Source organism: Bradyrhizobium sp. STM 3562 (assembly GCF_045571435.1).
Classification (GTDB): Bacteria; Pseudomonadota; Alphaproteobacteria; order Rhizobiales; family Xanthobacteraceae; genus Bradyrhizobium.
The window spans coordinates 1,818,349-1,840,843 of record NZ_CP120694.1 but is presented as its reverse complement, the minus strand read 5'-3'; the positions used below and the strand labels follow the sequence as shown (position 1 = coordinate 1,840,843).

Genomic DNA, 22,495 nt, shown 5'->3' with positions numbered 1-22,495 from the left:
AGGGCGGTGCGTCCATGTGAGCAGAGCGTCAAATTGACGCGGCCGCCGATTCGAAATGATCAATAAGCCCATTTGCCACGCCGATGTGACAGTCGCGTAACCTGTCCCATCATTTCGTGCCGTTTACGATTTTCAACAAAGCTTGTTCAGGGGTCGGAATCAGGACGCATTGTAGTCGCATGCTTTTCACGCAGGGTTTGTAAGAGGCGCGCGAGACCAACGACGCCCCGAGGCAGGCATGGACGCAGAATTCGACTATGATCTTACCCCGGATCAGTGGGAAACGCTGAAGGCACTGCGGTTGCCACCACATGAGCGGCGTGTCATCACCCGCTCCATTTTGGCGCAGCTAGCGGCGCTGGATCTCGCGACGCTGCAAGGCGAATCGCCCGTGATCACCCCGAGAGGGCGCAAGGTGCTGGTCAGAGGGTCATCGAAGTTGCTGGACCTTGCAGCCTGAACCGGAGCAGGATCCTCTTCGATTGCGACGATGCTTAACCAATCGTTAAGCATCACCTTCAGAGAGCCGGCATCGACTCCTCCGATCGTATTCACCACATCGACTGCCGCGCCCGTTCCGGCCAGGCGCGGTCGTACTCTTCGCCGCCGATCCGGTTCTCGCTCATTTCGGCGAGGATCTGTCCTGGCGTGGGCAGACTCTTGGGATCCACTCGCCTGTCGGGGTTCCAGAGATCGGAACGAACGATCGCGCGGGCGCACTGAAAGTAGATCTCTTCAACCGTGAGCACGATGACTGTGCGCGGCGCCTTGCCCTCCATCCTGAAGGACGTCAGCAGTTCCGGATCGTCGGACACATATGCACGTCCATTGACGCGTAGCGTGTTGCCGCAGCCCGGGATCAGGAACAGCAGCGCGACCCTGGGATCGCGGACGATATTGCGCAGCGAATCGATGCGGTTGTTGCCGCGGCGATCCGGCATCATCAGGGTCTTCTCATCATGTACCCGCACGAAGCCGGGCACATCGCCGCGTGGCGAACAGTCCAACCCCTCGGGTCCTGAGGTCGCGAGCGCGGCGAATGGCGATGTCTCGATCAGCACGCGATAGGACGGCGTCACCCGATCGGCGACCTTCACGGTCGAGGTTTCGCCGGGATGACCATAGATCACCTCGAGCTGCTCGACCGACGTAATCACCGCCATTGCCATTCCCTTCTGCGCTGCGGCTATTCGTCAAGCCGCGCTCCTCTGATGATCTGCACCAACTGACGCGCGTGGAATTCCGCGCTGCCGATATTCACGATGGTTTTGTCCGGTTCGGCACTCTGAGCCAGCGCGCGGTGAAGGCGGTGCTCGAGCACACCGTCGCTCGTTCGCGCCCGCATCGCCAGGCGCTCGGCGAGAACGTCCGAAGGCGCGGTAATCGCAACAACAACGACATTGGAATAGGCGCGTCGCATCGGCTCGATCACGGTGCGGGACACGTTGGCCACCACGGTGCGGCCGGCGCGGATATCGTCGTCAATGGCACGCGGCAGGCCATAATTGTGACCGTGCGCCTCCCAATGCATCGCAAACTCGCCGCGCGCCAAGGCCTCTCGGAACGCGTCGGCGGACAACTGCTCGTTATCCTCGAATGCCGAGGCCTCTCGCGTCACCACGCGGCGCGCAAACACGATGCCGGGCTCGTCTGCGCACGCCATGCGGGCAAGACCCAGCAAAGTATCCTTGCCTGCCCCGCTCGGACCGACGACCAGAACGAGCCGGCCCGGGCCGATTGCTCCGGCAGCGGCGGCCGATATCGTCGGAGCCTCGCTCATGCGACCCGCTGCCCCTCGCGCCAAACGCTGCGCACCACCGGAAGATCGCGCGCCATGTGGACGCGAATGAGATCGGCCCGTTTCCCGACCGCGATCTCGCCGCGATCGGATAAACCGACCGCTTCCGCCGGGGCCTTGGTCACCGTGCGGACGGCGGATGGGAGATCGATCGCCGGCACATGCTGCGGCAATTGCAAAGCTCCCATCAGCAGGCTGGAAGGAATGTAGTCGGACGAGAGAATGTTCAGTAACCCCTCTCGCGCGAGATCAACCGCGGCGATATTGCCGGAATGCGAGCCACCACGCACCACGTTCGGTGCCCCCATCAGAATGGCGATGCCGACCTGGTGCAGGCCGCGCGCGGCCTCCATGGTGGTCGGAAACTCCGCGACAGACACCCGGTGGTGCACGGCGTCTGCGACGTTCTCTTCCGTGGTGTCGTCGTGGCTGGCGAGCGGAACCCCATATTGCTGCGCCAACGCCACGATCGCTCGCAGGTTGTCCGCCGCATAGGCCTTCTGATAGGCGAAGCGCTTCTCGAACAGCACATTGAGCTCGGCATCGGTCCTGCCGCCGCCCTTGCCGCGATAATAGTCGCGCAGCTTGCCTTCGTCGCGAAACTGCCGCTGGCCCGGCGTATGGTCCATCAGCGACATCAAGCGGACGTCAGGACGGCCAACCAGTTCCTTGGCCTCCTCCACCACGCTCGGCATCGGAATCTCGCAGCGCAGATGCAGGAAGTGATCTGCGCGCAGCAGATTGGCATCGCGCGCCGCGGCGATCGCTTCCGCGAGAACGCCGGCGCGGCCATCGACCTCCTCAGCCCCTTCCTCGCGCCACACCCGCAAGGAATCCAGCACCGTCGTGATGCCCGACGTCGCCAACTGACCGTCATAGGACACCACGGCCGCCGTCGGATCCCAAAACACTTTCGGCCTCGGTACGTAGTGCGCTTCAAGATGATCGGTGTGCAGCTCGATCAAGCCGGGCATGATCAGATCGCCGCCGGCGTCCTGGCCGCCGTCGGGAGCCCGGCCTTCACCGACTTCGGCGATGCGGCCGTCCGCGACGGCGATCCAGCCCTGCTCGATCACATCTTCCGCCAGGACAATCCTGGCATTGCCAATGACGGTATCGGAACTCGCCATCATTCCCTTCCTCATGCGGCGGCGGCGAAGCTGGTGACGTCAACGATACGATCGGCAATGGCACCACGCACCTCATCGTCGTGCACGATCGCGACTATCGCGACACCAGCCCGCTTTTTCTCGTCGATCAGGTTGACGACGATCTGCCGATTGGCCGCGTCGAGCGATGCCGTGGGCTCATCGAGCAGCAGGATCGGGTGGTCCGAGATGAAGCCTCGCGCAATATTGACGCGCTGCTGCTCGCCCCCGGAGAAAGTCGACGGCGGCAACGACCAAAGCCGTTCGGAGATGTTCAGGCGGCGCAGGAGCCGCGCGGCCTGCGCGTGCGCCTCTTCGCGCTGCAGGCCGGTCGCGATCAGCGGCTCGGCAACGACGTCGATGGTTGGCACTCGCGGCACCGCACGCAGGAACTGGCTGACATAGCCGATGGTCGAGCGGCGTACACTCAGGACTTCGCGCGGCTCCGCCTTGGCGAGATCGAGCCACGCACCTTCATGCCGGATTCCGATCCGTCCGTCGTCGCAGCGGTAGTTGCCAAAGATCATTTTCAGGATCGAGGACTTGCCCGCGCCTGAGGGTCCCGCCAGCACGACGCATTCGCCTGCATTGACGTCAAAGGACACGCCACGCACCACGGGCAACCTCACCCCACCCTGCAGATGCATGATGAAGGTCTTTTCCGCGTTCGTGATCTCGATCATCGCAGTCATCGGCATGCTCATGGAGGCAGAATCGAGGAAACAAGCAGTTGCGTATAGGGCTCGCGCGGATCATCGAGCACTTGATCGGTGAGCCCGGTCTCGATGACGCGCCCAGCCTTCATCACCATCACCCGATGCGAAAGCAGCCGTGCCACGGCAAGATCATGGGTCACCACGATCACGGCCAGTCCAAGCTCGGTGACCAGCGTGCGCAGGAGATCAAGCAGGCGCGCCTGCACGGAGACGTCGAGCCCGCCGGTCGGCTCGTCCATGAACACCAGGCGCGGCTCGGTGACCAGGTTGCGTGCGATCTGCAGGCGCTGACGCATGCCCCCTGAATACGTCCGCGGCGTGTCGTCGATGCGCGCGGTATCGATCTCGACGCGCTCCAGCCAGGACGTTGCGGTCTGGCGGATGCGGCCATAGTGGTTCCAGCCGACCGCCATCAGCCGCTCGCCGACATTGGCGCCGGCCGAAACCGCCATGCGCAGACCCTGCGCCGGGTCCTGGTGCACAAAGCCCCAGTCGGTGCGAAACAGGAAGCGCCGCTCCGCTTCGCCGAGCGAGGCCAGATCGCGCGTCACTCCGTCCCGCATACGGTAGCACACCCGCCCCGACGTCGGCGCCATCTGGGCCGAGAGGAGCTGCAGCAGCGTCGATTTGCCGGAGCCGGACTCGCCGACGATCGCCAGCACCTCCCCGGGATACAGCGTAAAGGAGATATCGCGGCAGGCAGCGAGCCGCCCGTAATTCTTGCAGAGGCTGTCGGCGACCAGGAGAGGCTGATCATCCACCCGCGCCCCGTTTGCATCAACCATGCGTCGCCTCCTTGTGCGGAGCGGCGCTTTGGGTGCCGCGATGCCCCTTCTTTTGACGATCCTCGCAATAATCGGTGTCGGAGCAGACGAACATTCGCCCGCCCTGATCGTCGGTTACGATTTCGTCGAGATAGGTATCCTCCGCTCCGCACAACGCGCAGGGTGCATCGAAGCGGTAGCGGCTGAACGGATGGTCCTCGAAATCGAGCGAGACCACCGACGTATGCGGTGGCACCGCGTAGATCCGTTTCTCGCGCCCTGCCCCGAAGAGCTGCAGCGCGGCGCAATTGTCCATCTTCGGATTGTCGAATTTCGGCGTTGGCGAGGGATCCATGACATAGCGCGCGTTCACCCTCACCGGATAGGCATAGGACGTCGCGATGTGCCCGAAGCGGGCGATGTCCTCGTAGAGCTTCACGTGCATCAGCCCGTATTCGGCGAGCGCATGCATGCGGCGCGTTTCGGTTTCGCGCGGCTCGAGGAAGCGCAGCGGCTCCGGGATCGGCACCTGATAGACCAGGACCTGCCCGGCACGCAGCGGCATTTCCGGAATCCGGTGGCGGGTCTGGATGACGGTGGCTTCCGCTGTCGACGTCGTGGTTTTCACGCCGGCGGTCTTGGCGAAGAATTTTCGGATCGAGATGGCGTTGGTGGTGTCATCAGAACCTTGATCGATCACCTTCAGCACATCGTCGGGCCCGAGGATGGCCGCGGTCACCTGCACGCCGCCGGTGCCCCAGCCATAGGGCATCGGCATCTCGCGGCTGGCAAACGGCACCTGATAGCCTGGAATGGCAATCGCCTTCAGGATGGCGCGACGGATCATCCGCTTGGTCTGCTCGTCGAGATAGGCGAAGTTGTAGGTAGGCGCATTCATTCCGCAGCCTCCTTCAACTCCGGCCGCGCCCCGAACTGGAAGAACTCGTCCCGCAACTTGCGCAGCAACCCCAGCTCGGACTGGAAATCCACATAATGCGGCAGCTTCAAATGCTCGACAAAGCCGGTCGCCTGCACATTGTCGGAATGCGACATCACGAACTCTTCGTCCTGCGCCGGCGCGAGCACCTCTTCACCTAACTCGCGGGCCCGAAGCGCGCGGTCGACCAGTGCCATCGACATGGTCTTTCGTTCGCTCTGGCCGAATGCGAGGCCATATCCGCGGGTGAAGCACGGCGCTTCGGTCGCCGAGCCCTTGAACTGATTGATCATCTGGCACTCCGTCAGCTCGATCGAGCCCAAAGGCACGGCAAAACCGACCTCTTCGGCTGAGAATTCGACCTCGACCTCGCCGAAGCGGATCTCGCCCGCGAACGGATGGTTGCGGCCATAGCCGCGCTGTGAGGAATAACCGAGCGCGAGCAAAAACCCTTCATCGCCGCGTGCGAGATTTTGCAGGCGCAGATCGCGATCGGCCGGAAAGCTGAGCGGCTCGCGCGTCAGATCGCCGACCGCCTGGTCTGCACCCGCGGCCGGAGACGACTCGATTAGCCCATCACGGCCAAGAATGTCGGTGACGCGCGGGGTCGGAGCGCTGCTGGCTTCCGCCACCGCCGGCTCGTCCGGAACAAATCCTTCGGTAAGCTGCGGGTCCAACAGACGATGGGTGTAGTCGAAGGTCGGCCCGAGGATCTGGCCGCCGGGGATATCCTTGAAGGTGGCCGAAATCCGCCGCCGCACCTGCATCTTACCGGTATCGACGGGCTCGGTCGCGCCGAAACGCGGCAGCGTGGCGCGGAACGCGCGCACCAGGAAGATCGCCTCGATCATATCACCGCGCGCCTGCTTGATCGCGAGCGCCGCAAGCTCGCGGTCATAGAGCGAGCCCTCGCTCATCACCCGATCCACCGCAAGCGCGAGTTGCCCGGAGATCTGCGCCAGCGTGACTTCCGGCACATCGGCTTCGCCCCGCCGCTCACGCGCCAGCAGACGATGAGCGTTTTCGATCGCGCGTTCGCCTCCTTTGACGGCGACATACATTCTCTAACCTCCGTAACCGACACAGCGTGTCGTGCGCGGGATCGCGACGACTGCGTCGTCCGCGACCAGCACGACATCGATGCCGCGTGGAAACAACGCGGCATTGATGGCGAGCCGTTCGAACAGATTCACAGGCCTGATATTGGCGTGCAGGATCGTGCCGCCGTCGATACCGGGCCCGCGCAATTCGTACTGCACGCCGCGCGCCAGGCTCTCGACCTGCAAGATCAGCGTCGTCGAACGGTCGGGATATTCATTGCTGCCGAAGCAGAAGCGATCGAGGGCTGGAAGCGCGCCCGGCTCGCTGACGAACGCAAAGCTCGCGACCTGCGGATCGATAGTCACCGGCGCCCCGCTGTGGAATTTCAGCCAATTCTTGACCTCGGCGGTTTCCGACAGCAGCGGATCGAGCCAGATCGGCGTGTCATGATCGAACAATGTGAGTGCAATGGCGGCCGTGCCGGGCATGAGATGCCGCGGCGTGCCGACGGATGCGGTGACGCGCTGCACGGTGCCGGGCCGCGCCATCGCGTCCATCACCGAGCGGAAAGTCATCTGCGCCGACAGCACTTTGTCCGAGAAACCTGCCGGCAGTTCGGCGATCGTCGTCATCACTCACCCCTCACCGCGGACCATGGTATAGAAATCGACTTTGGTGGCCGCCATCTCCGCGGCCCTTTGCTGGCGGCGTGCAAGCAAGCCGGCGCGCAACGGCGCGATCACCTTCATCTCGACGCTCCCTGCAAATTCATCCGACTGCACCAGCGCATCGCACAATGCGATCATCCGCGCCTTTTCCCGGTCGCGGCCGAGCGTATAACCGAAACCGATCTCGCCGCTGCCAAGCCGCACCGCCGCACGCGACACCGTCGCTTCACCGAGATTGAACGGCGCGCCGTCACCGCCGATGCGGCCGCGCAACATGACAAGCCCGTTTTCCGCCTCACGAAGCTGTTCGTAAGGAGGCAAGGCGACCGCCTCGAGATGCGCCGAGATCTCCGCAGTCTTGGCATGCGCAAGCACGGCCATCGCCGCCTTTCGCCTCACGATCATTTCGCTGGCAGCCCTTTGGGCCCCGCCTTCTTTGGTTTTGTCCCGGGCGTCCATGCTCGGTCCCACTCTCGTCTTGCCGCTATTAAGTTGTCTATGATACTAGACAACTTGATAATGAAACGCCATGACCGTTTCATGACAGACAGGTGATTTTCGCCAGTCGGCTTCAGGGTGTCACAGAATGAGCATGCAGGATCTCGCCTCGGGCGTTGCGCTGTGGCGGCAGGTCGCCGACGGCATCGAGCGCGGCATCGCCGAGGGCCGCTATGCCCGGGGCGAGCGCCTGCCCAGCGAGACCGAGATTGCCGAGATCTATCGCGTCAATCGCCATACCGTGCGGCGCGCGCTGGCCGTGCTCGCCGAGCGCGGCCTGGTGCGCGCCGAACGCGGCAGCGGCACCTATGTGGAAGCCCCACGCCTTGCTTACCCCTTGCGCTCACGGACGCGGTTTTCCGAAATCGTCGGCGGAGAAGGCCGCGAGCCGCGCGGACAGTTGATCGCGGCGAGCGAGGAGCCGGCCACACGTGAATTGGCCCGGCTGCTGGGCTTGAAGACCGGCGCTCCGCTGGTCCGGATCGAGGCGTTGCGATCGGCCGACCGTGCACCGATCTGCGTCAGCACGACCTGGCTTTCAGCCGCGCGCTTTCCCGATGCGGGCACGGTGTTCGCGACCGTGCGCTCGATGACTGCGTTGCTCGCCCACTATGGCGTGCGCGACTATCGCCGCGGATCGAGCCGGATCACTGCGGCGATTGCCGAGGCTACCGATGCCGCGCGGCTTGATCTCGCGCTTGGCCGACCCGTGCTTGTCGTCGACAGCACCGACGTCGATGCGGAGGGCAAGCCGCTGGTGACCAAGCGATCGCGTTTTGCTGCCGAGCGGGTGGAATTCGTCGTGGAAGGCGGTTGATCGCCTAGTTCACGCCACCGCGCGGCGCCCAATAATCGCAAAGCGCAGTTTGCCCGAGATCCAGTCGATCGCGGCCACCGCCACCAGGATCATCAGGATCAGGAACGACACGTGCTGCCATTCCAGCACCCTGATCTGCTCCGCCAATTGTAGGCCGATGCCGCCCGCGCCCACGATGCCGATGATGGTGGCCGAACGGGTGTTGGACTCGATGAAATAGAGCACCTGGCCCGCGATTACGGGTATCACCTGCGGCAACAGGCCAAAGCGGATTTCGTGTAAGCTGCTGCCGCCGGAAGCGCGGATGCCCTCGACCTGCTTGCGGTCGGCTGCCTCGATCGCTTCCGAAAATAACTTACCCAGCGCGCCAAAATCCGAGATGGCGATGGCGAGCACGCCCGCAAACGGGCCAAGGCCGACGACATTGATCCAGACCAGCGCCCAGATCAGGGTATCGATGCCGCGGATGGAATCCAGGAAGCGGCGCACCGGAAAGCGCACGATGTTCGACGGCACGACGTTGCGCGCGGCAAGCAGGCTGACGGGCAAGGCGATCACCGCCGCCAACGACGTGCCGAGCAGCGCGATCGACAACGTCTCGCCTAGCGCCTTCAGATAGAGCGGCAGCGACGAGCCGGGATCAGGCGGCAACATCATCAGGGTGATCCAGCCAAGCTGATGCAGCCCGCCGAGGAGCCGTGTCGGCGAAAAATCGAGGTCCACCAGCCCGAACGCAAGGACCGCGATGGCCAGCAGCAGCATCGCCGGGGTCGCTAGGCGCGCCGAGGCCGGACGACGGAAGATGCCGGGATAGCGCGCCCGCAATTGTTCCGGATCCGGTGCGCCCGTCGGGGTCATGTCCGCGCCTCCTTGCCGAACAAGCGCACCCGCAGCCAGCCGGTTGCGATATCGATCACGAAAACCGTCAGGATGATCATCACCAGGATCGCGCTGACGTCGGAATAATAGAATTTTCTGATGGCAACGACGAGTTCCTGTCCGATGCCGCCCGCGCCGACGAATCCCATCACGGACGCCTCGCGGACATTGATCTCGAAGCGCAGCAGAGCATAGCTCGCATAACCGCCGATCACCTGCGGCAGCACCGCAAAGCGCATGCAGGAGATCCAGCTCGCGCCGGTCGAACGGATGCCTTCGACCGGCTTCATGTCGGCATTCTCGACGATTTCAGAAAACAGTTTGGCCAACGCGCCGCTCGAATGGATGGCGATCGCCAGCACGCCCGCCATTGGTCCGAGGCCGAAGGCGATGACGAAGATCAGCGCGAACACGATGGCCGGAACGGTACGGGCAAATTCCAGGAGCCGCCGAATCGCAAAGCGCAGCCACGGGTTCGGCGAGGTGTTTTCGGCGGCAAGGAAGTTGAGCACAAAAGCGAACACCGCCCCGATCAGCGTTCCGACATAGCTGATCAGCAAGGTTTCACCGAGCAGGCGCAGCCATTTGCGCCAGCCCCAGAACCATTCGCCGAAATCAGTCCATACCCTGGCGCCGCTGTCGAGCTTCAGGATCCGATCGAAATAGCTGACGAAATTGCCAAAATAGGTGAAGAGCGTCCTCAAGTTCACTTCCGCGCCGATCGCGGCAATGACGAGCGCCGCAAGGAACAGCGCCGCCGCGAACGCAAGACGCAGGCGCCTGCGGGCCACCGCACTGCGATAGGCGCGATTGAGCTCGGCGAGTTGCTGGGTCGGGAGAGTGGAAACCGCTGTCGTCATCGCGGACTGTCGGTGCGGGAGCAAGACGAAAAAAGGCCGGGTCGCGCAGGACCCGGCCTCATTGATCGGCGACGATCAGGACGCCTTCTTGCGCAGGCCGTCGACGAATTTGATCAGATCGATCGTCTTGTTGTAGTCCTCATTGGTGATCGTTTGCCACGGACGGTTCTTACCGTCCGAGAGCTTCTTGAAGGCTTCGGGATCCTTCTCCGGCGCAGCGAGGAAGGCTTGCTTGATCGCGGCCTTCATATCGTCCGGCAGGTCGCTGAGATAGGCGTAAGGCGAGTTGATGATCAGGTCCGACTTCACGATGACACGGAAGTCCTCCTTCTTCATCGGCGTGCCGTCGGCATTCTTCAGCATGTTCTTGGCGAGCATGCGGGTCAGATTGGAATCGTCCTCGGCGTTCCACCAATTGGCGGCGACATCCACGGTGCCCTGCGCCAGGGCCAGCACGGCATTTTCGTGGCTGCCCGTGAAGATGACCTGGGAGAAGAAATGGTCGGGATCGATGCCCATCTGGTTCATCTTGAAGCGCGGCATGTTGTTGCCGGAGGTCGAGTTCGGATCGACCAGACCCAGATTCTTGCCCTTCAGGTCATCGAGCTTCTGGTACGGGCTCTTGGCGAGCACATAGAACACCGAATAATAGCCCTTGGAACCATCGGAGTTGACGTCGATCACGAAGGCGTCGGTCTTCACACCGGTCAGACGGGCGCGGGCGAACGAAGCCGGACCGTAATAGCCGATGTGGATGTTGCCCGCGCGCTGGCCTTCGATGACGGCGGCGTAGTCGTTGGCGACGCGCAGATTCACCTTGATGCCGAGTTCTTTGGAAAGATAGTTCACGAAAGGCGTGAAGCGCTCGACAACGCCGGAGCCGTTCTCAGCCGGGATCACGGCGAACGTGATCTCGGGATATTTCTGCTTCCAGTCCTCGGCGGAGGCAGACGTTGCAAATGCAAACGCGGCGACGCCGGCCAGAACCAGTCTACGGTTGATCATGATGCACCTTCGTTGTTGGTGGTCCTAACTTCGTAAAGACGCGCGCCTTGCAGCGACGCAGGATGATCAAGCCGCGGCGGCTTCGCCGACGGCCGGAACGGTTGAAGCCGGCACGTCGACGGAGGCGACGCCCATGACTTCGTTCGCCTCGAGATCGTAGAGCGCGCGCGCGATCGTCTCGGTCAATGCAGCGGGTACCCCGTCGAAGACGACCCTACCCGAGGCCATGCCGATGAGGCGGTCGCAATAGCTGCGCGCCAGATCGAGGGAATGCAAATTGCAAAGGACCGTGATGCCGAAATGCTTATTGATGCGCAGCAGCGCGTCCATCACGATCTTGGTGTTGCGGGGATCGAGCGATGCGATCGGCTCGTCGGCCAGAATGATCTCCGGCTCCTGCACCAGCGCACGCGCGATCGCCACGCGCTGCTGCTGACCGCCTGAAAGCTGGTCGGCACGTTGGGCCGCCAGTGAAGCCATATCGAACTGCTCGAGGGCCGACATTGCGACCGCCACGTCCTGCTCTGGCCAAAGCTGGGCAAGCGAGCGCCACGATGAGATCTCGGAAAGCCGGCCCATCAGCACGTTGGTCAAGACATCGAGACGGCCAACCAGATTGAACTGCTGGAAGATCATCGCCGAGCGGGCGCGCCACTGCCGCAGTTGCTTGCCGCGAAGGGCGGTGACGTCGACGCCTTTAAAGAGGACGCGGCCCTCGGTCGCCGGCGCGAGGCGGTTAATGGTCCGCAGCAGCGTCGACTTGCCGGCGCCGGAGCGGCCGATCACGCCGACGAATGCGCCAGGAGCGACAGCGAAGGAGGCGTTGTCGACCGCCGCTTTTTTGCCGAAACGGCACGTCAACCCTTCCACAACCAGCATTCAAGGCTCCAGCGGCTAGCTCAGGGCCATCGCTAGCGCCGGGATTCTACAGTTATGTGACAAGCGCGCCGCGCTGCGGCAATCGTGCACAGCTGCTCATGCATCACTTTACTCATGCATCCACATGCATCGCTTACATGCGTCACTTAAATGTCATCGCCTTGTCACGAAGCATGTTAAAGACGGGCCCTCGACTTGTTGCTCGTGGAACTTCGAATGGCCGGCAAAGCGCTCTCAATTGAACCTACCATCGATCCCACGGCAAAGGTGCAGGAGACCAGGCTTGGGGCCTATTGCGAGGTCGGGGCGCGCACGATCCTGCTCGACGTGGTGATGGGTGACTACTCCTATGTCGTCAACGATGCCCAAATGACCTACACCACGATCGGAAAATTCTGCTCGATCGCGGCAATGACGCGGATCAATCCAGGCAATCACCCCATGCACCGGGCGACTCAGGCCCACTTCACCTACCGCGCCAGCGCCTATTTTCCCGGCGAAGCCGATGAAGCCGAGTTCTTCGACTGGCGGAAGAGTCATCGCGTGCAGATCGGCCATGACGTCTGGATCGGCCATGGCGCAGTCGTGCTGCCGGGCCGCAGTATCGGCACCGGCGCAGTCGTCGCGGCAGGCGCGATCGTCACCAAGGACGTCCCGGCCTATACGATCGTCGCCGGCAATCCGGCGCGGCCGATACGGCGACGTTTCTCGGAAAGTATCGCCGACCGGCTCGCGCGACTGTCGTGGTGGGACTGGGATCACGATGCCTTGCGCGCAGCGCTGCCCGATTTCAGAAAACTCTCGGTCGAAGACTTCCTCGATAAATACGAGGGGCAGTCTGCGACCGGCTCACCCCTCTCGCGACGAAGTGCCGCATCGTGACTGACATCCTCATCCAAGGTGGCCGTGCCCTGCTCGGCGATGCAATCATCGAGACCTCGCTCCGAATCGCCGACGGCAAAATCCGCGATGTAGACGCGGGCCATGGACGCGCGGCGTTGAACGTTGATGGCCGCGGCCTGCTGGTGCTGCCCGGCATTGTCGATCTGCATGGCGATGCCTTCGAGCGACAGATGATGCCGCGCCCGGGCGTCGATTTCCCGATCGACGTGGCGCTGCTCGACAGCGACCGGCAGGCCGTCAGCAACGGCATCACCACCGTGTTTCACGCCATCACCTGGTCCTGGGAGCCGGGCCTGCGCAGCGGTGATAACGCGCGCCTACTGCTCGAAGCCATCGAAAGCTTGCGGCCGCAACTGAAGGCGGATACCCGCTTCCATCTGCGTCATGAGACCTACAATCTCGACGCCGAGGACGAAATCGGCCGCTGGCTGGCCGCCGGGCGCATCGATCTGTTCGCGTTCAACGACCACATGGCCTTCACGGTCGCAAGCCTCGAGAACCCGCGAAAGCGCAACCGCATGGTCGAACGCACTGGCCTGTCGAGTGAGGCCTTCGATCGCTTGGTCGAGCGTGTGCTCTCCCGCGCCGACGCCGTGCCCGGCTCGATCGCACGGCTTGCCGAAATCGCGGAAAACAGCGCCGTCCGGATGCTTTCCCATGACGACGACAGTCCGGCAATGCGAAGAGCGTTTCGGGCCCAAGGCGTCAGGATCGCCGAGTTCCCGGTCAATGAGGAGACGGCCCGCGAGGCCGCCGCCGGCGGCGACGCCATCGTGTTCGGTGCGCCCAACGTTGTGCGCGGCGGCAGCCACACCGGATGGACCAAGGCTTCTGATATGATCGAGAAGAGCCTGTGCTCGGTACTAGCCTCCGACTATTATTATCCGGCGCCGCTGCTCGCAGCCTTCCGTCTTGCAGCCGATCGCGTGCTGCCGCTGCCGCGCGCTTGGGACTTGATTTCCGCCGGCCCCGCTCGCGCCGCAGGTCTCACCGATCGCGGCGTGATCGCAGAACAACATCGCGCCGATATTCTGCTTGTAGACAACGCGCAACCGCTCCGTCCACAGATCGTTGCCGTGATCGCCGGCGGCCGCCTGGCTTACCTGGCCGACGCCGCCCGCCTCAGCACATCGCCAGTCGCGGCGCGCGAGGCGGTTGCGGCCGAATAAGACCACTCTATTGTTCCCGCAATGAGTCCATTTTCCCGCTACGCGATCTACTATGCGCCCGAGCAGAAAAGCCCGCTCGAGCGTTTCGGCGCCCAGCTGCTGGGTTACGATGCCTTTACCGGCGCAGACCTGCGCTTTCCGGAGCACGTCACGCAGATCACGCCGGATTGGCGCGAACTCACGACAGATCCCCGCAAATATGGTTTTCACGCCACGTTGAAGGCGCCGTTCGCGCTGGCAGAGGGAAAGACCGAGAACGAACTTGTCTCAGCTTGTGCCGCATTTGCCGAAACGCCGCGGCCGGTCCCGACGATCCGCCCGGTGGTCGATTCCATCAGCGGCTTCATCGCCGTCATTCCGGCGGGGCACGCGAGCGAACTGCAGCGACTGGCCCAGGATTGCGTCACCGCCTTTGACGGCTTCCGCGCGCCCCTGACAGCGCAAGATCGCGCGCGACGCAATCCGGAGACGTTGACACCCCGGCAGTGCGACTATCTCGATCGTTGGGGCTATCCTTACGTGATGGACGAGTTTCGCTTCCACATGACGTTGACAGGGCGGCTGGAAGCGCCACGCCGCGATGCCGTGTTGGACATGCTGCGCAACTGTTTTTCAACTCTGCGGATCGAGGCGCTCGCGATCGATCGGATTGCGCTGTTCCGACAAGATGAGCCGAATTCCCGGTTCCGCATCATGCAGGCGTGGCAACTCGCCGCGGCCTGACAAACCGATCAGTGCCCGCTGGGCGCTGGGGCCCAATGGCCCCCAGCGAACCTCGCAGAGCCAGAGCGTGGCCGCTCATCGCCGGGGGCGAGCGGCGGCGAAATCTCGGCCCGTTGTCGCGGCAAGGCTTCGGGCATCTCCTCGCGCAAAAATGCGATCAGCTTTTCCCTGACCTCGCAGCGAAGGTCCCAGGTCTGGGACGCATTTCTCGCACTGACCAGCGCCCTGAGCTGCATGGTCCTCGCATCGGTATCCACCACCTGCAAATTGACCACCGCGCGATCCCAAAGCTCGGATCCGCGCACCACCTCCTCGAGGCGCTCGCGAATCCGCGCCACGTCGGCCGCATAGTCGACATAAAATATGACCGAGCCGATCAGCGAGGCGGCATCACGCGTCCAATTCTGAAAAGGGCGCTCGATGAAGTACGACAGCGGCACGACCATGCGGCGCCAATCCCATAGGCGAATCACCACATAGGTGGAGCCGATATCCTCGATCCATCCCCATTCATTCTCGATGATGACGGCATCCTCGATACGGATCGGTTGCGTCACCGCGATCTGCACACCTGCGACGAGGTTGCTCAGCAGCGGCCGCGCCGCAAGGCCGACGATAACGCCGGCCGCGCCGGCCGATGCGAACAGGCTCACCCCGTATTGCCTCACCGAGTTGAACGTCATCAAGGCCGTCGAGACCGCGACGACGATGATGAGCGTGTCGATGACGCGCTTGAACACCCGGACCTGCGTCACGTGTTTGCGGGCAAGAAAGTTCTCCTCGATCTGGACGCGAAAGCGCTGCAAATACCGGGTTGCTCCCAAATCGACCGCGCGGATCGAGATCCAGCCGATCAGAGCGATCGTCGCGATCGCGAACACGTGAACCAGTGCATCGCGCAGCTCGCCACTCAGCGGAGCGAGCGGCATCACGAAGGCCACCGCGGCAAGGCAGAGCGCGAGCCGCGTCGGCCCCGCCGTGGCGTCGAGAATCAAGATGGCGACCGAGCGCCGGGCGCCTATGGCCCGCTTGGCCAACGTCAGGGCAATCCTGTGCATGAACAGTGCGCAGACGATCGCAAGGACGACCAGCGCCAATCCGACGAACCACTGTGGAAACCACGGCGGCACATATCCGAGCGTTTGCTGTAACAGCGCTTCCGCCTTGCCCATGCTCCGTTCCCGCTTCAGCCGACTCGGCCTATAACGTCGAAGCGTCCGGCTTGTTCGGGCTCGCTTATTCAGCGGAGGACGCAGTGCAGATGTTTCTCAGATGCAATACCCCCTCGGATGCCGTAGCCCCCGCCCTGGTGGGCCAGATCAAGGGCGCGGATGGTCTTTCTGCTTCGACGCGCGATATTCCGGAGGACGGCAAAGGCCGAATGGTCCGCTTCCTTATGGTGGTGTAAACGGCCATAAGCTGGCACGCTAGTTGCCTCGTCAAGGTGGGAAATACGCGCCAACCGAGGGGCAACGCCATGTCGACCATTACCGCCACCGCGCCGGCTGCGCGAAAGCCGCTCTACACCTCCCTATTCGTTCAGGTGCTTGCGGCACTTCTCTTGGGCATCGCGCTCGGCGTCGCCGCTCCCGAGTTTGCCGTCAGCATGAAAATTCTCAGCGACGCCTTCCTCAAGCTGATCTCGATGATCGTGGCGCCGATCGTGTTCTGCGTGGTGGTCCACGGCATCGCCGGTGCCGGCGATCTCAAGAAGGTCGGCAGGGTCGGCGTCAAGGCGTTGATCTATTTTGAGGTGATGACGACGATCGCACTAGTGGTTGGCATCCTGCTCGCCTTCCTGTTTGGCCCCGGCCACGGCATGAACGTCGATCCGTCGACGCTCGATGCCAAGGCGCTCTCGACCTATGCCGGCAATGCGCAGAAGCTGAAGGGCGAGGGCATCGGCGCGTTCCTGTTGAACATCATCCCCAGCACCTCATTCGACGCGCTGGCCCGCAACGACGTGCTGCAAGTGCTGTTTTTCGCCATCCTGTTCGGCGTCAGCCTGTCGCTGGTCGGCGGCGAGAAAGGCGAGAAGGTCTCCTCAATGATCGAGGCCGTCTCGACGGTGCTGTTCCGGGCGATGGGCCTGATTGTCCGCGTAGCGCCGCTCGGCGTGCTCGGCGCGGTGGCCTATACTGTCGGCAAATATGGTGTCGGCTCGCTCAAGCAATTGGTCTCGCTGGTCGTGCTGTTCTACGTCTCGGTCGCGATCTTCGTGCTGGGCGTGCTCGGCTCCGTGATGGCGCTGGCTGGATTGAATATTCTCAAGTTCCTCGCCTATTTGCGCGAGGAATTGATGATCGTCCTGGCGACCGCGTCCTCTGATGCCGTGCTGCCGCAGGTCATGCGCAAGCTCGAGCGCATGGGGGTGAAGGATTCCGTGGTCGGTCTCGTGATCCCGACGGGCTATTCCTTCAATCTCGACGCGTTCTCGATCTATCTGACGCTGGCGGTCGTATTTATCGCGCAGGCGACCAACACGCCGCTGTCGCTGGGGGACCTGCTGCTGGTCCTCGGCGTCTCCCTGATCACCTCGAAGGGCGCGCACGGCGTGCCCGGCTCCGCCATCGTGATCCTGGCCGCGACCTTGAACGCAGTACCGAGCATTCCTGCAATTGGCCTCGTGCTGGTGCTCTCGGTCGACTGGTTCATCGGCATGGCCCGCGCGCTCGGTAATCTCATCGGCAATTGCGTCGCCACCGTCGTGGTCGCGGCGTGGGAAGGCGATCTCGACAGCAGCAAGGCCGCGCAAGTGCTCGACGGTGCGGAGCTGGTCGATGTGAGTACGGGTTAGAGTGCGGCTAAACGGAGCGCTCCTCTCACCCCGTCATCCTGAGGCGCTCGCGAAGCGAGCCTCGAAGGATGAACGGCCCGCCGGAGCAGTCGGGCCGTCGCGCTTCGAGACGCCGCGCTATGCGCGGCTCCTCAGGGTGACGGTGATAGTTGGGCATCTGTTTCGCGCAAGCGCGATCCCAGTCGTCATTTCGCGGCCTGCGCGCGGAAGTTTTCAACGAACCGTAACAGCACCCGCGCGCCGGCATCGGCATCGGCAAGTTCCACATGCTCGTCCGGATGATGGCTGATGCCGCCGCGACAGCGCACGAAGAGCATGCCGACATCGGCGATCTCGATCATGGCCATGCCATCATGTCCCGCGCCGCTCGGCAGCTCGAACACCCGAACGCCCTCGCCTGAGACGGCGTCCGCAATTTGCGCTCGCAGCCAAGGCGCGCAAGGCGCGGTCCGGTTCTCATGAGTGACATCGATCTGCAAGCCGAGCTCACGCCGTTTCGCGATCTCCTCGATGCGGCGAACGACATCGGTGACCGCTCGCCGGCGATGCATATCGGTCGGCGCACGCATGTCGATGGTGAAGGACACTTCGCCCGGAATGACATTGGTTGCACCGGGCGAGGCGTGGATATAGCCGACGGTACCGACCAGCTCGCCCCGATCCGTGCTGCAAAATTCCTCGATCGCGCTGATGCATTCGGCCGCACCGGCGAGCGCATCGCGCCGCAATGCCATCGGCACCGTCCCGGCATGCCCCGCCATTCCGGTCAACCGCGCCGCCAGCCGCGTCGCGCCGGCAATCGCGGTGACCACGCCGACCGGCAGATCCTCCCGCTCCAGCACCGGCCCCTGCTCGATGTGCAATTCGACATAGGCCAGCAATTCGCCGCGGACGCGCGCGGCTCGCCCGATATGATCAGGGTCGAGGCCGAATTCGATCAGCGCCTCGCGCATCGCGATTCCCGCCTTGTCGCGCAAAGCCAGCACGCTTTCATCGAACGTCCCCGCAACCGCGCGGCTGCCGAGCAGGGTCGAAGCGAAGCGAACGCCCTCCTCATCGGCAAAGCCGATGACCTCGATCGCGAACGGCAGCCGGCGGCCTCGCTTGTTGAGATCGGCAACACAGGAAATCGCCGTGACCAGCCCGAGCGGACCGTCCCATTTGCCGGCGTCGCGTACGGTGTCGTAGTGCGAGCCGAGCATCAGGCACGGCAAGCCGGTAGATATCCCCTCGTAGCGGCCGCAGACATTGCCGATCGCATCCAGATGTGCGCGCATGCCCGCTTCGCGCATCCAGCCCAGGATGAGTTCGGCCGCCGTCCGATGTTCGTTGCTGAGAAAGATGCGCGTGAGCTTGTCCGGGCTCTCGGAAATCCCTGCAAGCTCATTGATCCGCGCGACGATCTCGCGACCAAGGTCGTCACGCCCGGGGGTTTGCCCGTTTATCTCGCTCATCTTTCCCAACAACGGATCTAACGCGCAGAACGGCAACCAGCTTGTCGCGTCAAGCCAGCTTTGAGGCTTCGCTTAACTTCCTCGCATACAATCGATACAGCTTCAATATTGATCACCTGAAGCGATCCGCGGCTGCAAACAGGTGCTGGCGCTGCTGCGTTTTTGGTCAGCGAGGATCTGGACGAACCGTTGGAATTGTCGGATCGTTTGGTCGTGATATTCCACGGCCAGTTCGTCTACGAGGCGCGCGCCAGCGAAGCCGACCAGACGGAACTCGGCCGTCTCATGGCGGGCCTTTGATGATGCAAGATAAGTCCAATCTCGAGCCAAGCGCGCGCGACGAAGTTCTGCGCCGATCCTTCGAGATCGCGCGCCGGTCGCACACCCACGGCAATCATCCGTTCGGAGCCGTTCTCGTCGACAGTGCCGGCAAGGTGCTGATCGAGAGCGAGAACGGCTACATGCCCGCGCATGACGGCACCGCCCATGCCGAGCGACTGCTGGCGACGCAAGCCTGCCGGACGTTGAGTAAGGAGATCCTTGCGAACGCCACGCTCTATTCCTCCGCCGAGCCCTGCGCGATGTGCGCCGGCGCGATCTATTGGGCGGGCATCGGCCGCGTGGTTTACGCCTTGAGTGAGCGCCGCCTGCGCGGCGTGACAGGCAATCATCCGGAGAATCCGACGCTCGATCTCCCCTGCCGCGAAGTCTTCAGAAGCGGCCAGCGCCCGACCGAAGTGGTCGGGCCCCTGCTCGAAGACGAGGCGGAGGGGCTGCACGAGGGGGTGTGGAAGACGTAGCGGCCGGCCGCTAAAGGCTCGATCCAGGAGTTGATCCGTAGGTGGGCAAGGGCGCGCTTGCGCCGTGCCGACAGGATCACATCGCCACGTCTTCGTTGCTGGGCACGCTTACGCCTCCGCTCTTCGAACTCGGCGGCCAATTCGCTTTGTCCACTGCGCACGACGCAGCGACTGTCCAAATTCTCACCAGGCTCACTCCTTTATGAACGCAAGCAGGTCGGCGTTGATGACGTCCGCGTGGGCCGTCAGCATCCCGTGAGGGAACCCCGGATAGAGCTTCAGCTTGCCATTCTTGAGAAGCTTGATGCTCAAGCGGGCGGCAGCGTCGATCGGCACGACCTGGTCGTCGTCGCCGTGCATGACAAGCGTCGGCACATCGATCAGCTTGAGATCCTCGGTCTGGTCGGTCTCCGAGAACGCCTTAATGCCTTCGTAGTGCGCCTTGGCGCTGCCCATCATACCCTGACGCCACCAATTCTGGATCATGCCCTGCGACACTTTCGCGCCCGGGCGGTTAAAGCCGTAAAACGGTCCGGAGGCCACATCGAGAAAGAACTGGGAGCGATTGGCCGCGAGCGCGGCGCGAAGGCCGTCGAATACCTCGATCGGCGTGCCACCCGGATTGGTCGCGCTCCTCACCATGATCGGCGGAACGGCGCTCATGAGCACCGCCTTGGCGACGCGACCCTTGCCATGACGGGCGACATAGCGCGCGGCCTCGCCACCTCCGGTCGAGTGGCCGATATGAACTGCGTTCCGCAAATTCAGGTGCTCCGCGACGGCCGCAGCATCAGCCGCATAATGATCCATGTCATGGCCGTCGCTGACCTGACTGGACCTGCCGTGGCCGCGCCGGTCGTGGGCGACGACGCGGTAGCCCTTGTTGACGAGGAACAGCATCTGGGCATCCCAATCATCCGACGACAACGGCCAGCCGTGATGGAAGACAATTGGCTGCGCCTCCTTTGGACCCCAGTCCTTGTAGAAGATCTGAACGCCATCCGCGGTCGTAACGTAACCCATGGGAACTCCCCTTGCTGATCCCGGCTCCGATTTCGGGCGCCGTATCGGGGCAAGTCTGCTTCAGAGGCCGGCCCTTCTCTTTCCAGTTCCGGTACAGTTTTCTGCAATGCACGACACGATCCGACAGCCAAAAAGGAGAACATGAGCCGCCCTTGGATCAGGCGACAGCACGTTATCCACACAAATGGATGACGCCGCGATTGCTCGCAGCGCCACCGTTCTGACTTGGAGGAATCGGCCAATCAGAACTTGACGGTGATGCCGGTGTAGACTGTCGACTCGGTGCAGCTATTGTTGCTGACCCCGGGTGAGACGTTACAGGCAGTGCTGTTCTTGTGGTCCAGGCCGAACTTGTTCTGCCAGTAGCGGTAGGCAACCCAGACGTCGACGAAGTGGGTGAATTTCGGACCCCAGATCGCCTTCGAGGCATCGAAGGTCAGACGGATCGGCTCGGAGTTGAATTCCACCGCGGTGGACATGCCGGGAAGCGGATCATTCTCGGATCCCTTCTTGCCGTACCAGGCGGCGCGGCCGCTGATCGACCAGAACTGCATGTTCTCCGGCAGGAAGCCGAGATCCATGTAGTAGTTGGTTTCCACTGCCCAGGTCGGGTCGAAGCTGCGGTTGCCGTCGACAAGGCAGTTCACGCCAGGGATGGCCGGGGCCGGCAATTGCCAGCCGGCACCGCACTGCGCGAAGGCGTTGCGGTTGTAGAATTCATAGTACAGCAGCGGCGCGACGTTGAAGAAGCCCTTGTAGGGCAGATCGAACTGGAACTGCAGACCGGCCACCACGTCGCGCTTGGCAGGCGCGAAGTAGTTGTTCTCGGTGTTGGCATCCATGCCGACCTCGAACGAGATGTTGTGCAGCGGGCCCCAGCTAAAGGCGTTGGTGCCGAACAACTCGTTCCAGCCGAAGGTCGAGCGAAACAGTCCGTAGATTTCGGTTGCGCCTTCGCATGAGGCGGAGACCGTGGCGAAGCCGGCCAGCGGAGAGGTGATCACGCCGGCGTTGGTGCAGGGGTTGGCCGGGTCGTTGTGATCCGACTTGAACATCGAGATGGTGAAGAAGTTGGTGCCGTACTGCCAGATATCGAAGTGCGTGAAGGAGTAGACCTGCTTCGCCGTGGTGCCGTCGATGCTACCATTCGGACGGATCGAGTACACGCCTGGATCAGTGCCCTTCGGCATCCAGGAGAAGGTGACGCGGTCATCGACCAGGATGAACCACGGTAGATCCGGCGCCGCCTTCTTGATCAAGGCCTTGACCGGAAGATCCGCGGCCATCGCGACCCCAGTAGAAGCAGACGCCGCCAATGACAGCGCCACGGCTGCAATGGCTGTTTTAACGAACGACATTCTCAAGTACCCCCAAGTTGACGAGCGGACGATCTTGGCCCTGCTGCGACACTTGCAACGTTCCCCGCATCCGAGAAGCCTCAACTTTCTCCACCGCGTGCTGCGAGTTTCATCAAGGACCCGCGCGCCAATGCCGATGCGCGCGGAGAGCAGAAGCGCGCAACGTCGACGACGCAACCACCGCGAGTTCACGGTGATTTTTGGATTCGTTCTTATTTTCGGGGACTTTTTCGCGCGGCGAGTTCTGCGCGTGCGCTC

Annotated in this window: 24 protein-coding genes; 7 read left to right on the top strand and 17 right to left on the bottom strand. The window is 63.0% G+C overall.

From position 1 onward, the window contains the following. Positions 1-238: 238 nt before the first annotated feature. Positions 239-460 (top strand): hypothetical protein, encoded by a 222-nt coding sequence (locus P6U23_RS08475; protein ID WP_407179091.1) that lies wholly within the window; start codon positions 239-241, stop codon positions 458-460. Positions 461-551: 91 nt separating this feature from the next. Here the strand turns inward: P6U23_RS08475 and P6U23_RS08470 are convergent, their stop codons facing one another. From P6U23_RS08470 to phnG, 9 genes are read right to left on the bottom strand one after another with little or no spacing between them, the layout of a single operon-like run. Next, positions 552-1,163, bottom strand: coding sequence for a pyridoxamine 5'-phosphate oxidase family protein (locus P6U23_RS08470; RefSeq protein WP_407179090.1), 612 nt, complete (start codon positions 1,161-1,163; stop codon positions 552-554). 23 nt (positions 1,164-1,186) lie between these two features. Then, positions 1,187-1,780, bottom strand: coding sequence for a phosphonate metabolism protein/1,5-bisphosphokinase (PRPP-forming) PhnN (gene phnN, locus P6U23_RS08465; protein WP_407179089.1), 594 nt, complete (start codon positions 1,778-1,780; stop codon positions 1,187-1,189). Then, positions 1,777-2,931, bottom strand: a complete 1,155-nt coding sequence (locus P6U23_RS08460) for an alpha-D-ribose 1-methylphosphonate 5-triphosphate diphosphatase (RefSeq protein WP_407179088.1) — start codon at positions 2,929-2,931, stop codon at positions 1,777-1,779. The genes phnN and P6U23_RS08460 overlap by 4 nt, the downstream gene beginning before the upstream one ends. Before the next feature lie 8 nt (positions 2,932-2,939). Next, positions 2,940-3,638, bottom strand: a complete 699-nt coding sequence (gene phnL, locus P6U23_RS08455; protein ID WP_407179087.1) for a phosphonate C-P lyase system protein PhnL — start codon at positions 3,636-3,638, stop codon at positions 2,940-2,942. 8 nt (positions 3,639-3,646) lie between these two features. Continuing rightward, complete coding sequence (gene phnK / locus P6U23_RS08450; RefSeq protein WP_407179086.1) at positions 3,647-4,447, bottom strand: phosphonate C-P lyase system protein PhnK; 801 nt, start codon at positions 4,445-4,447, stop codon at positions 3,647-3,649. Next, positions 4,440-5,324 (bottom strand): alpha-D-ribose 1-methylphosphonate 5-phosphate C-P-lyase PhnJ, encoded by an 885-nt coding sequence (locus tag P6U23_RS08445; RefSeq protein ID WP_407179085.1) that lies wholly within the window; start codon positions 5,322-5,324, stop codon positions 4,440-4,442. The genes phnK and P6U23_RS08445 overlap by 8 nt, the downstream gene beginning before the upstream one ends. Continuing rightward, positions 5,321-6,424, bottom strand: a complete 1,104-nt coding sequence (locus P6U23_RS08440) for a carbon-phosphorus lyase complex subunit PhnI (RefSeq protein WP_407179084.1) — start codon at positions 6,422-6,424, stop codon at positions 5,321-5,323. Before P6U23_RS08440 ends, P6U23_RS08445 begins: the two co-directional genes overlap by 4 nt. 3 nt (positions 6,425-6,427) lie before the next feature. After that, a complete protein-coding gene (gene phnH / locus P6U23_RS08435; RefSeq protein WP_407179083.1) occupies positions 6,428-7,036 on the bottom strand; it encodes a phosphonate C-P lyase system protein PhnH in 609 nt (202 codons plus the stop codon). A 3-nt stretch (positions 7,037-7,039) separates the two neighbouring features. Then, positions 7,040-7,477 (bottom strand): phosphonate C-P lyase system protein PhnG, encoded by a 438-nt coding sequence (phnG, locus tag P6U23_RS08430; protein WP_407179082.1) that lies wholly within the window; start codon positions 7,475-7,477, stop codon positions 7,040-7,042. Positions 7,478-7,658: 181 nt separating this feature from the next. Between phnG and phnF the strand changes: the two genes are divergently transcribed. Further along, on the top strand, positions 7,659-8,387 hold the full coding sequence (phnF, locus tag P6U23_RS08425; protein WP_407179081.1) for a phosphonate metabolism transcriptional regulator PhnF: 729 nt from the start codon (positions 7,659-7,661) through the stop codon (positions 8,385-8,387). 9 nt (positions 8,388-8,396) lie between these two features. Here the strand turns inward: phnF and phnE (P6U23_RS08420) are convergent, their stop codons facing one another. The 4 genes from phnE (P6U23_RS08420) to phnC all read right to left on the bottom strand — a co-directional run bounded on the left by phnE (P6U23_RS08420) (position 8,397) and on the right by phnC (position 12,010). Next, on the bottom strand, positions 8,397-9,245 hold the full coding sequence (gene phnE, locus P6U23_RS08420; RefSeq protein WP_407179080.1) for a phosphonate ABC transporter, permease protein PhnE: 849 nt from the start codon (positions 9,243-9,245) through the stop codon (positions 8,397-8,399). Further along, positions 9,242-10,126, bottom strand: a complete 885-nt coding sequence (gene phnE, locus P6U23_RS08415) for a phosphonate ABC transporter, permease protein PhnE (protein ID WP_407179079.1) — start codon at positions 10,124-10,126, stop codon at positions 9,242-9,244. The genes phnE (P6U23_RS08420) and phnE (P6U23_RS08415) overlap by 4 nt, the downstream gene beginning before the upstream one ends. Before the next feature lie 75 nt (positions 10,127-10,201). Then, complete coding sequence (gene phnD, locus P6U23_RS08410) at positions 10,202-11,131, bottom strand: phosphonate ABC transporter substrate-binding protein (protein WP_407179078.1); 930 nt, start codon at positions 11,129-11,131, stop codon at positions 10,202-10,204. A gap of 66 nt (positions 11,132-11,197) precedes the next feature. Beyond that, positions 11,198-12,010, bottom strand: a complete 813-nt coding sequence (phnC, locus tag P6U23_RS08405) for a phosphonate ABC transporter ATP-binding protein (RefSeq protein ID WP_407179077.1) — start codon at positions 12,008-12,010, stop codon at positions 11,198-11,200. Positions 12,011-12,226: 216 nt separating this feature from the next. Between phnC and P6U23_RS08400 the strand changes: the two genes are divergently transcribed. Genes P6U23_RS08400 through P6U23_RS08390 form a run of 3 tightly spaced genes read left to right on the top strand, consistent with a single transcriptional unit; the run spans position 12,227 to position 14,805 of the window. Then, positions 12,227-12,892, top strand: coding sequence for a chloramphenicol acetyltransferase (locus tag P6U23_RS08400; protein WP_407179076.1), 666 nt, complete (start codon positions 12,227-12,229; stop codon positions 12,890-12,892). Further along, positions 12,889-14,082, top strand: coding sequence for an alpha-D-ribose 1-methylphosphonate 5-triphosphate diphosphatase (locus tag P6U23_RS08395; RefSeq protein ID WP_407179075.1), 1,194 nt, complete (start codon positions 12,889-12,891; stop codon positions 14,080-14,082). Before P6U23_RS08400 ends, P6U23_RS08395 begins: the two co-directional genes overlap by 4 nt. Positions 14,083-14,103: 21 nt before the next feature. Further along, positions 14,104-14,805 (top strand): DUF1045 domain-containing protein, encoded by a 702-nt coding sequence (locus P6U23_RS08390; protein WP_407179074.1) that lies wholly within the window; start codon positions 14,104-14,106, stop codon positions 14,803-14,805. An 8-nt stretch (positions 14,806-14,813) separates the two neighbouring features. On the opposite strand, the gene P6U23_RS08385 is transcribed toward P6U23_RS08390, so the two are convergent. After that, complete coding sequence (locus P6U23_RS08385; protein WP_407179073.1) at positions 14,814-15,977, bottom strand: mechanosensitive ion channel family protein; 1,164 nt, start codon at positions 15,975-15,977, stop codon at positions 14,814-14,816. A gap of 305 nt (positions 15,978-16,282) precedes the next feature. Between P6U23_RS08385 and dctA the strand changes: the two genes are divergently transcribed. Continuing rightward, positions 16,283-17,602 carry a C4-dicarboxylate transporter DctA gene (gene dctA / locus P6U23_RS08380; RefSeq protein WP_407179072.1) on the top strand — a complete coding sequence of 440 codons (1,320 nt, stop codon included), beginning with the start codon at positions 16,283-16,285 and terminating at the stop codon, positions 17,600-17,602. Between the two features lie 185 nt (positions 17,603-17,787). Here the strand turns inward: dctA and P6U23_RS08375 are convergent, their stop codons facing one another. Then, positions 17,788-19,056 (bottom strand): allantoate amidohydrolase, encoded by a 1,269-nt coding sequence (locus tag P6U23_RS08375; RefSeq protein ID WP_407179071.1) that lies wholly within the window; start codon positions 19,054-19,056, stop codon positions 17,788-17,790. A 299-nt stretch (positions 19,057-19,355) separates the two neighbouring features. Here P6U23_RS08375 and P6U23_RS08370 point away from each other — a divergent pair, with 299 nt between their 5' ends. Further along, positions 19,356-19,856, top strand: a complete 501-nt coding sequence (locus tag P6U23_RS08370) for a nucleoside deaminase (protein ID WP_407179070.1) — start codon at positions 19,356-19,358, stop codon at positions 19,854-19,856. Positions 19,857-20,048: 192 nt separating this feature from the next. On the opposite strand, the gene P6U23_RS08365 is transcribed toward P6U23_RS08370, so the two are convergent. After that, positions 20,049-20,879: an alpha/beta fold hydrolase gene (locus P6U23_RS08365; protein ID WP_407179069.1), complete on the bottom strand. Its 831-nt coding sequence runs from the start codon at positions 20,877-20,879 to the stop codon at positions 20,049-20,051. Between the two features lie 242 nt (positions 20,880-21,121). Further along, positions 21,122-22,237 (bottom strand): hypothetical protein, encoded by a 1,116-nt coding sequence (locus tag P6U23_RS08360; protein ID WP_407179068.1) that lies wholly within the window; start codon positions 22,235-22,237, stop codon positions 21,122-21,124. Positions 22,238-22,495 lie beyond the last annotated feature (258 nt).

What these genes read in the sequence shown, in the direction of transcription:
- P6U23_RS08475 (WP_407179091.1), top strand. Translation starts at nt 239, where the DNA reads ATGGACGCAGAATTCGACTATGATCTTACCCCGGATCAGTGGGAAACG.
- P6U23_RS08400 (WP_407179076.1), top strand. Translation starts at nt 12,227, where the DNA reads ATGGCCGGCAAAGCGCTCTCAATTGAACCTACCATCGATCCCACGGCA.
- phnH (WP_407179083.1), bottom strand. Translation starts at nt 7,036, where the DNA reads ATGACGACGATCGCCGAACTGCCGGCAGGTTTCTCGGACAAAGTGCTG.
- phnE (WP_407179079.1), bottom strand. Translation starts at nt 10,126, where the DNA reads ATGACGACAGCGGTTTCCACTCTCCCGACCCAGCAACTCGCCGAGCTC.
- P6U23_RS08390 (WP_407179074.1), top strand. Translation starts at nt 14,104, where the DNA reads ATGAGTCCATTTTCCCGCTACGCGATCTACTATGCGCCCGAGCAGAAA.
- phnG (WP_407179082.1), bottom strand. Translation starts at nt 7,477, where the DNA reads ATGATCGTGAGGCGAAAGGCGGCGATGGCCGTGCTTGCGCATGCCAAG.
- P6U23_RS08370 (WP_407179070.1), top strand. Translation starts at nt 19,356, where the DNA reads ATGATGCAAGATAAGTCCAATCTCGAGCCAAGCGCGCGCGACGAAGTT.
- dctA (WP_407179072.1), top strand. Translation starts at nt 16,283, where the DNA reads ATGTCGACCATTACCGCCACCGCGCCGGCTGCGCGAAAGCCGCTCTAC.
- P6U23_RS08470 (WP_407179090.1), bottom strand. Translation starts at nt 1,163, where the DNA reads ATGGCGGTGATTACGTCGGTCGAGCAGCTCGAGGTGATCTATGGTCAT.
- P6U23_RS08440 (WP_407179084.1), bottom strand. Translation starts at nt 6,424, where the DNA reads ATGTATGTCGCCGTCAAAGGAGGCGAACGCGCGATCGAAAACGCTCAT.
- phnC (WP_407179077.1), bottom strand. Translation starts at nt 12,010, where the DNA reads ATGCTGGTTGTGGAAGGGTTGACGTGCCGTTTCGGCAAAAAAGCGGCG.
- P6U23_RS08375 (WP_407179071.1), bottom strand. Translation starts at nt 19,056, where the DNA reads ATGAGCGAGATAAACGGGCAAACCCCCGGGCGTGACGACCTTGGTCGC.
- phnL (WP_407179087.1), bottom strand. Translation starts at nt 3,638, where the DNA reads ATGACTGCGATGATCGAGATCACGAACGCGGAAAAGACCTTCATCATG.
- P6U23_RS08385 (WP_407179073.1), bottom strand. Translation starts at nt 15,977, where the DNA reads ATGGGCAAGGCGGAAGCGCTGTTACAGCAAACGCTCGGATATGTGCCG.
- phnN (WP_407179089.1), bottom strand. Translation starts at nt 1,780, where the DNA reads ATGAGCGAGGCTCCGACGATATCGGCCGCCGCTGCCGGAGCAATCGGC.
- P6U23_RS08460 (WP_407179088.1), bottom strand. Translation starts at nt 2,931, where the DNA reads ATGATGGCGAGTTCCGATACCGTCATTGGCAATGCCAGGATTGTCCTG.
- phnK (WP_407179086.1), bottom strand. Translation starts at nt 4,447, where the DNA reads ATGGTTGATGCAAACGGGGCGCGGGTGGATGATCAGCCTCTCCTGGTC.
- phnF (WP_407179081.1), top strand. Translation starts at nt 7,659, where the DNA reads ATGAGCATGCAGGATCTCGCCTCGGGCGTTGCGCTGTGGCGGCAGGTC.
- P6U23_RS08360 (WP_407179068.1), bottom strand. Translation starts at nt 22,237, where the DNA reads ATGTCGTTCGTTAAAACAGCCATTGCAGCCGTGGCGCTGTCATTGGCG.
- P6U23_RS08365 (WP_407179069.1), bottom strand. Translation starts at nt 20,879, where the DNA reads ATGGGTTACGTTACGACCGCGGATGGCGTTCAGATCTTCTACAAGGAC.
- phnD (WP_407179078.1), bottom strand. Translation starts at nt 11,131, where the DNA reads ATGATCAACCGTAGACTGGTTCTGGCCGGCGTCGCCGCGTTTGCATTT.
- phnE (WP_407179080.1), bottom strand. Translation starts at nt 9,245, where the DNA reads ATGACCCCGACGGGCGCACCGGATCCGGAACAATTGCGGGCGCGCTAT.
- P6U23_RS08445 (WP_407179085.1), bottom strand. Translation starts at nt 5,324, where the DNA reads ATGAATGCGCCTACCTACAACTTCGCCTATCTCGACGAGCAGACCAAG.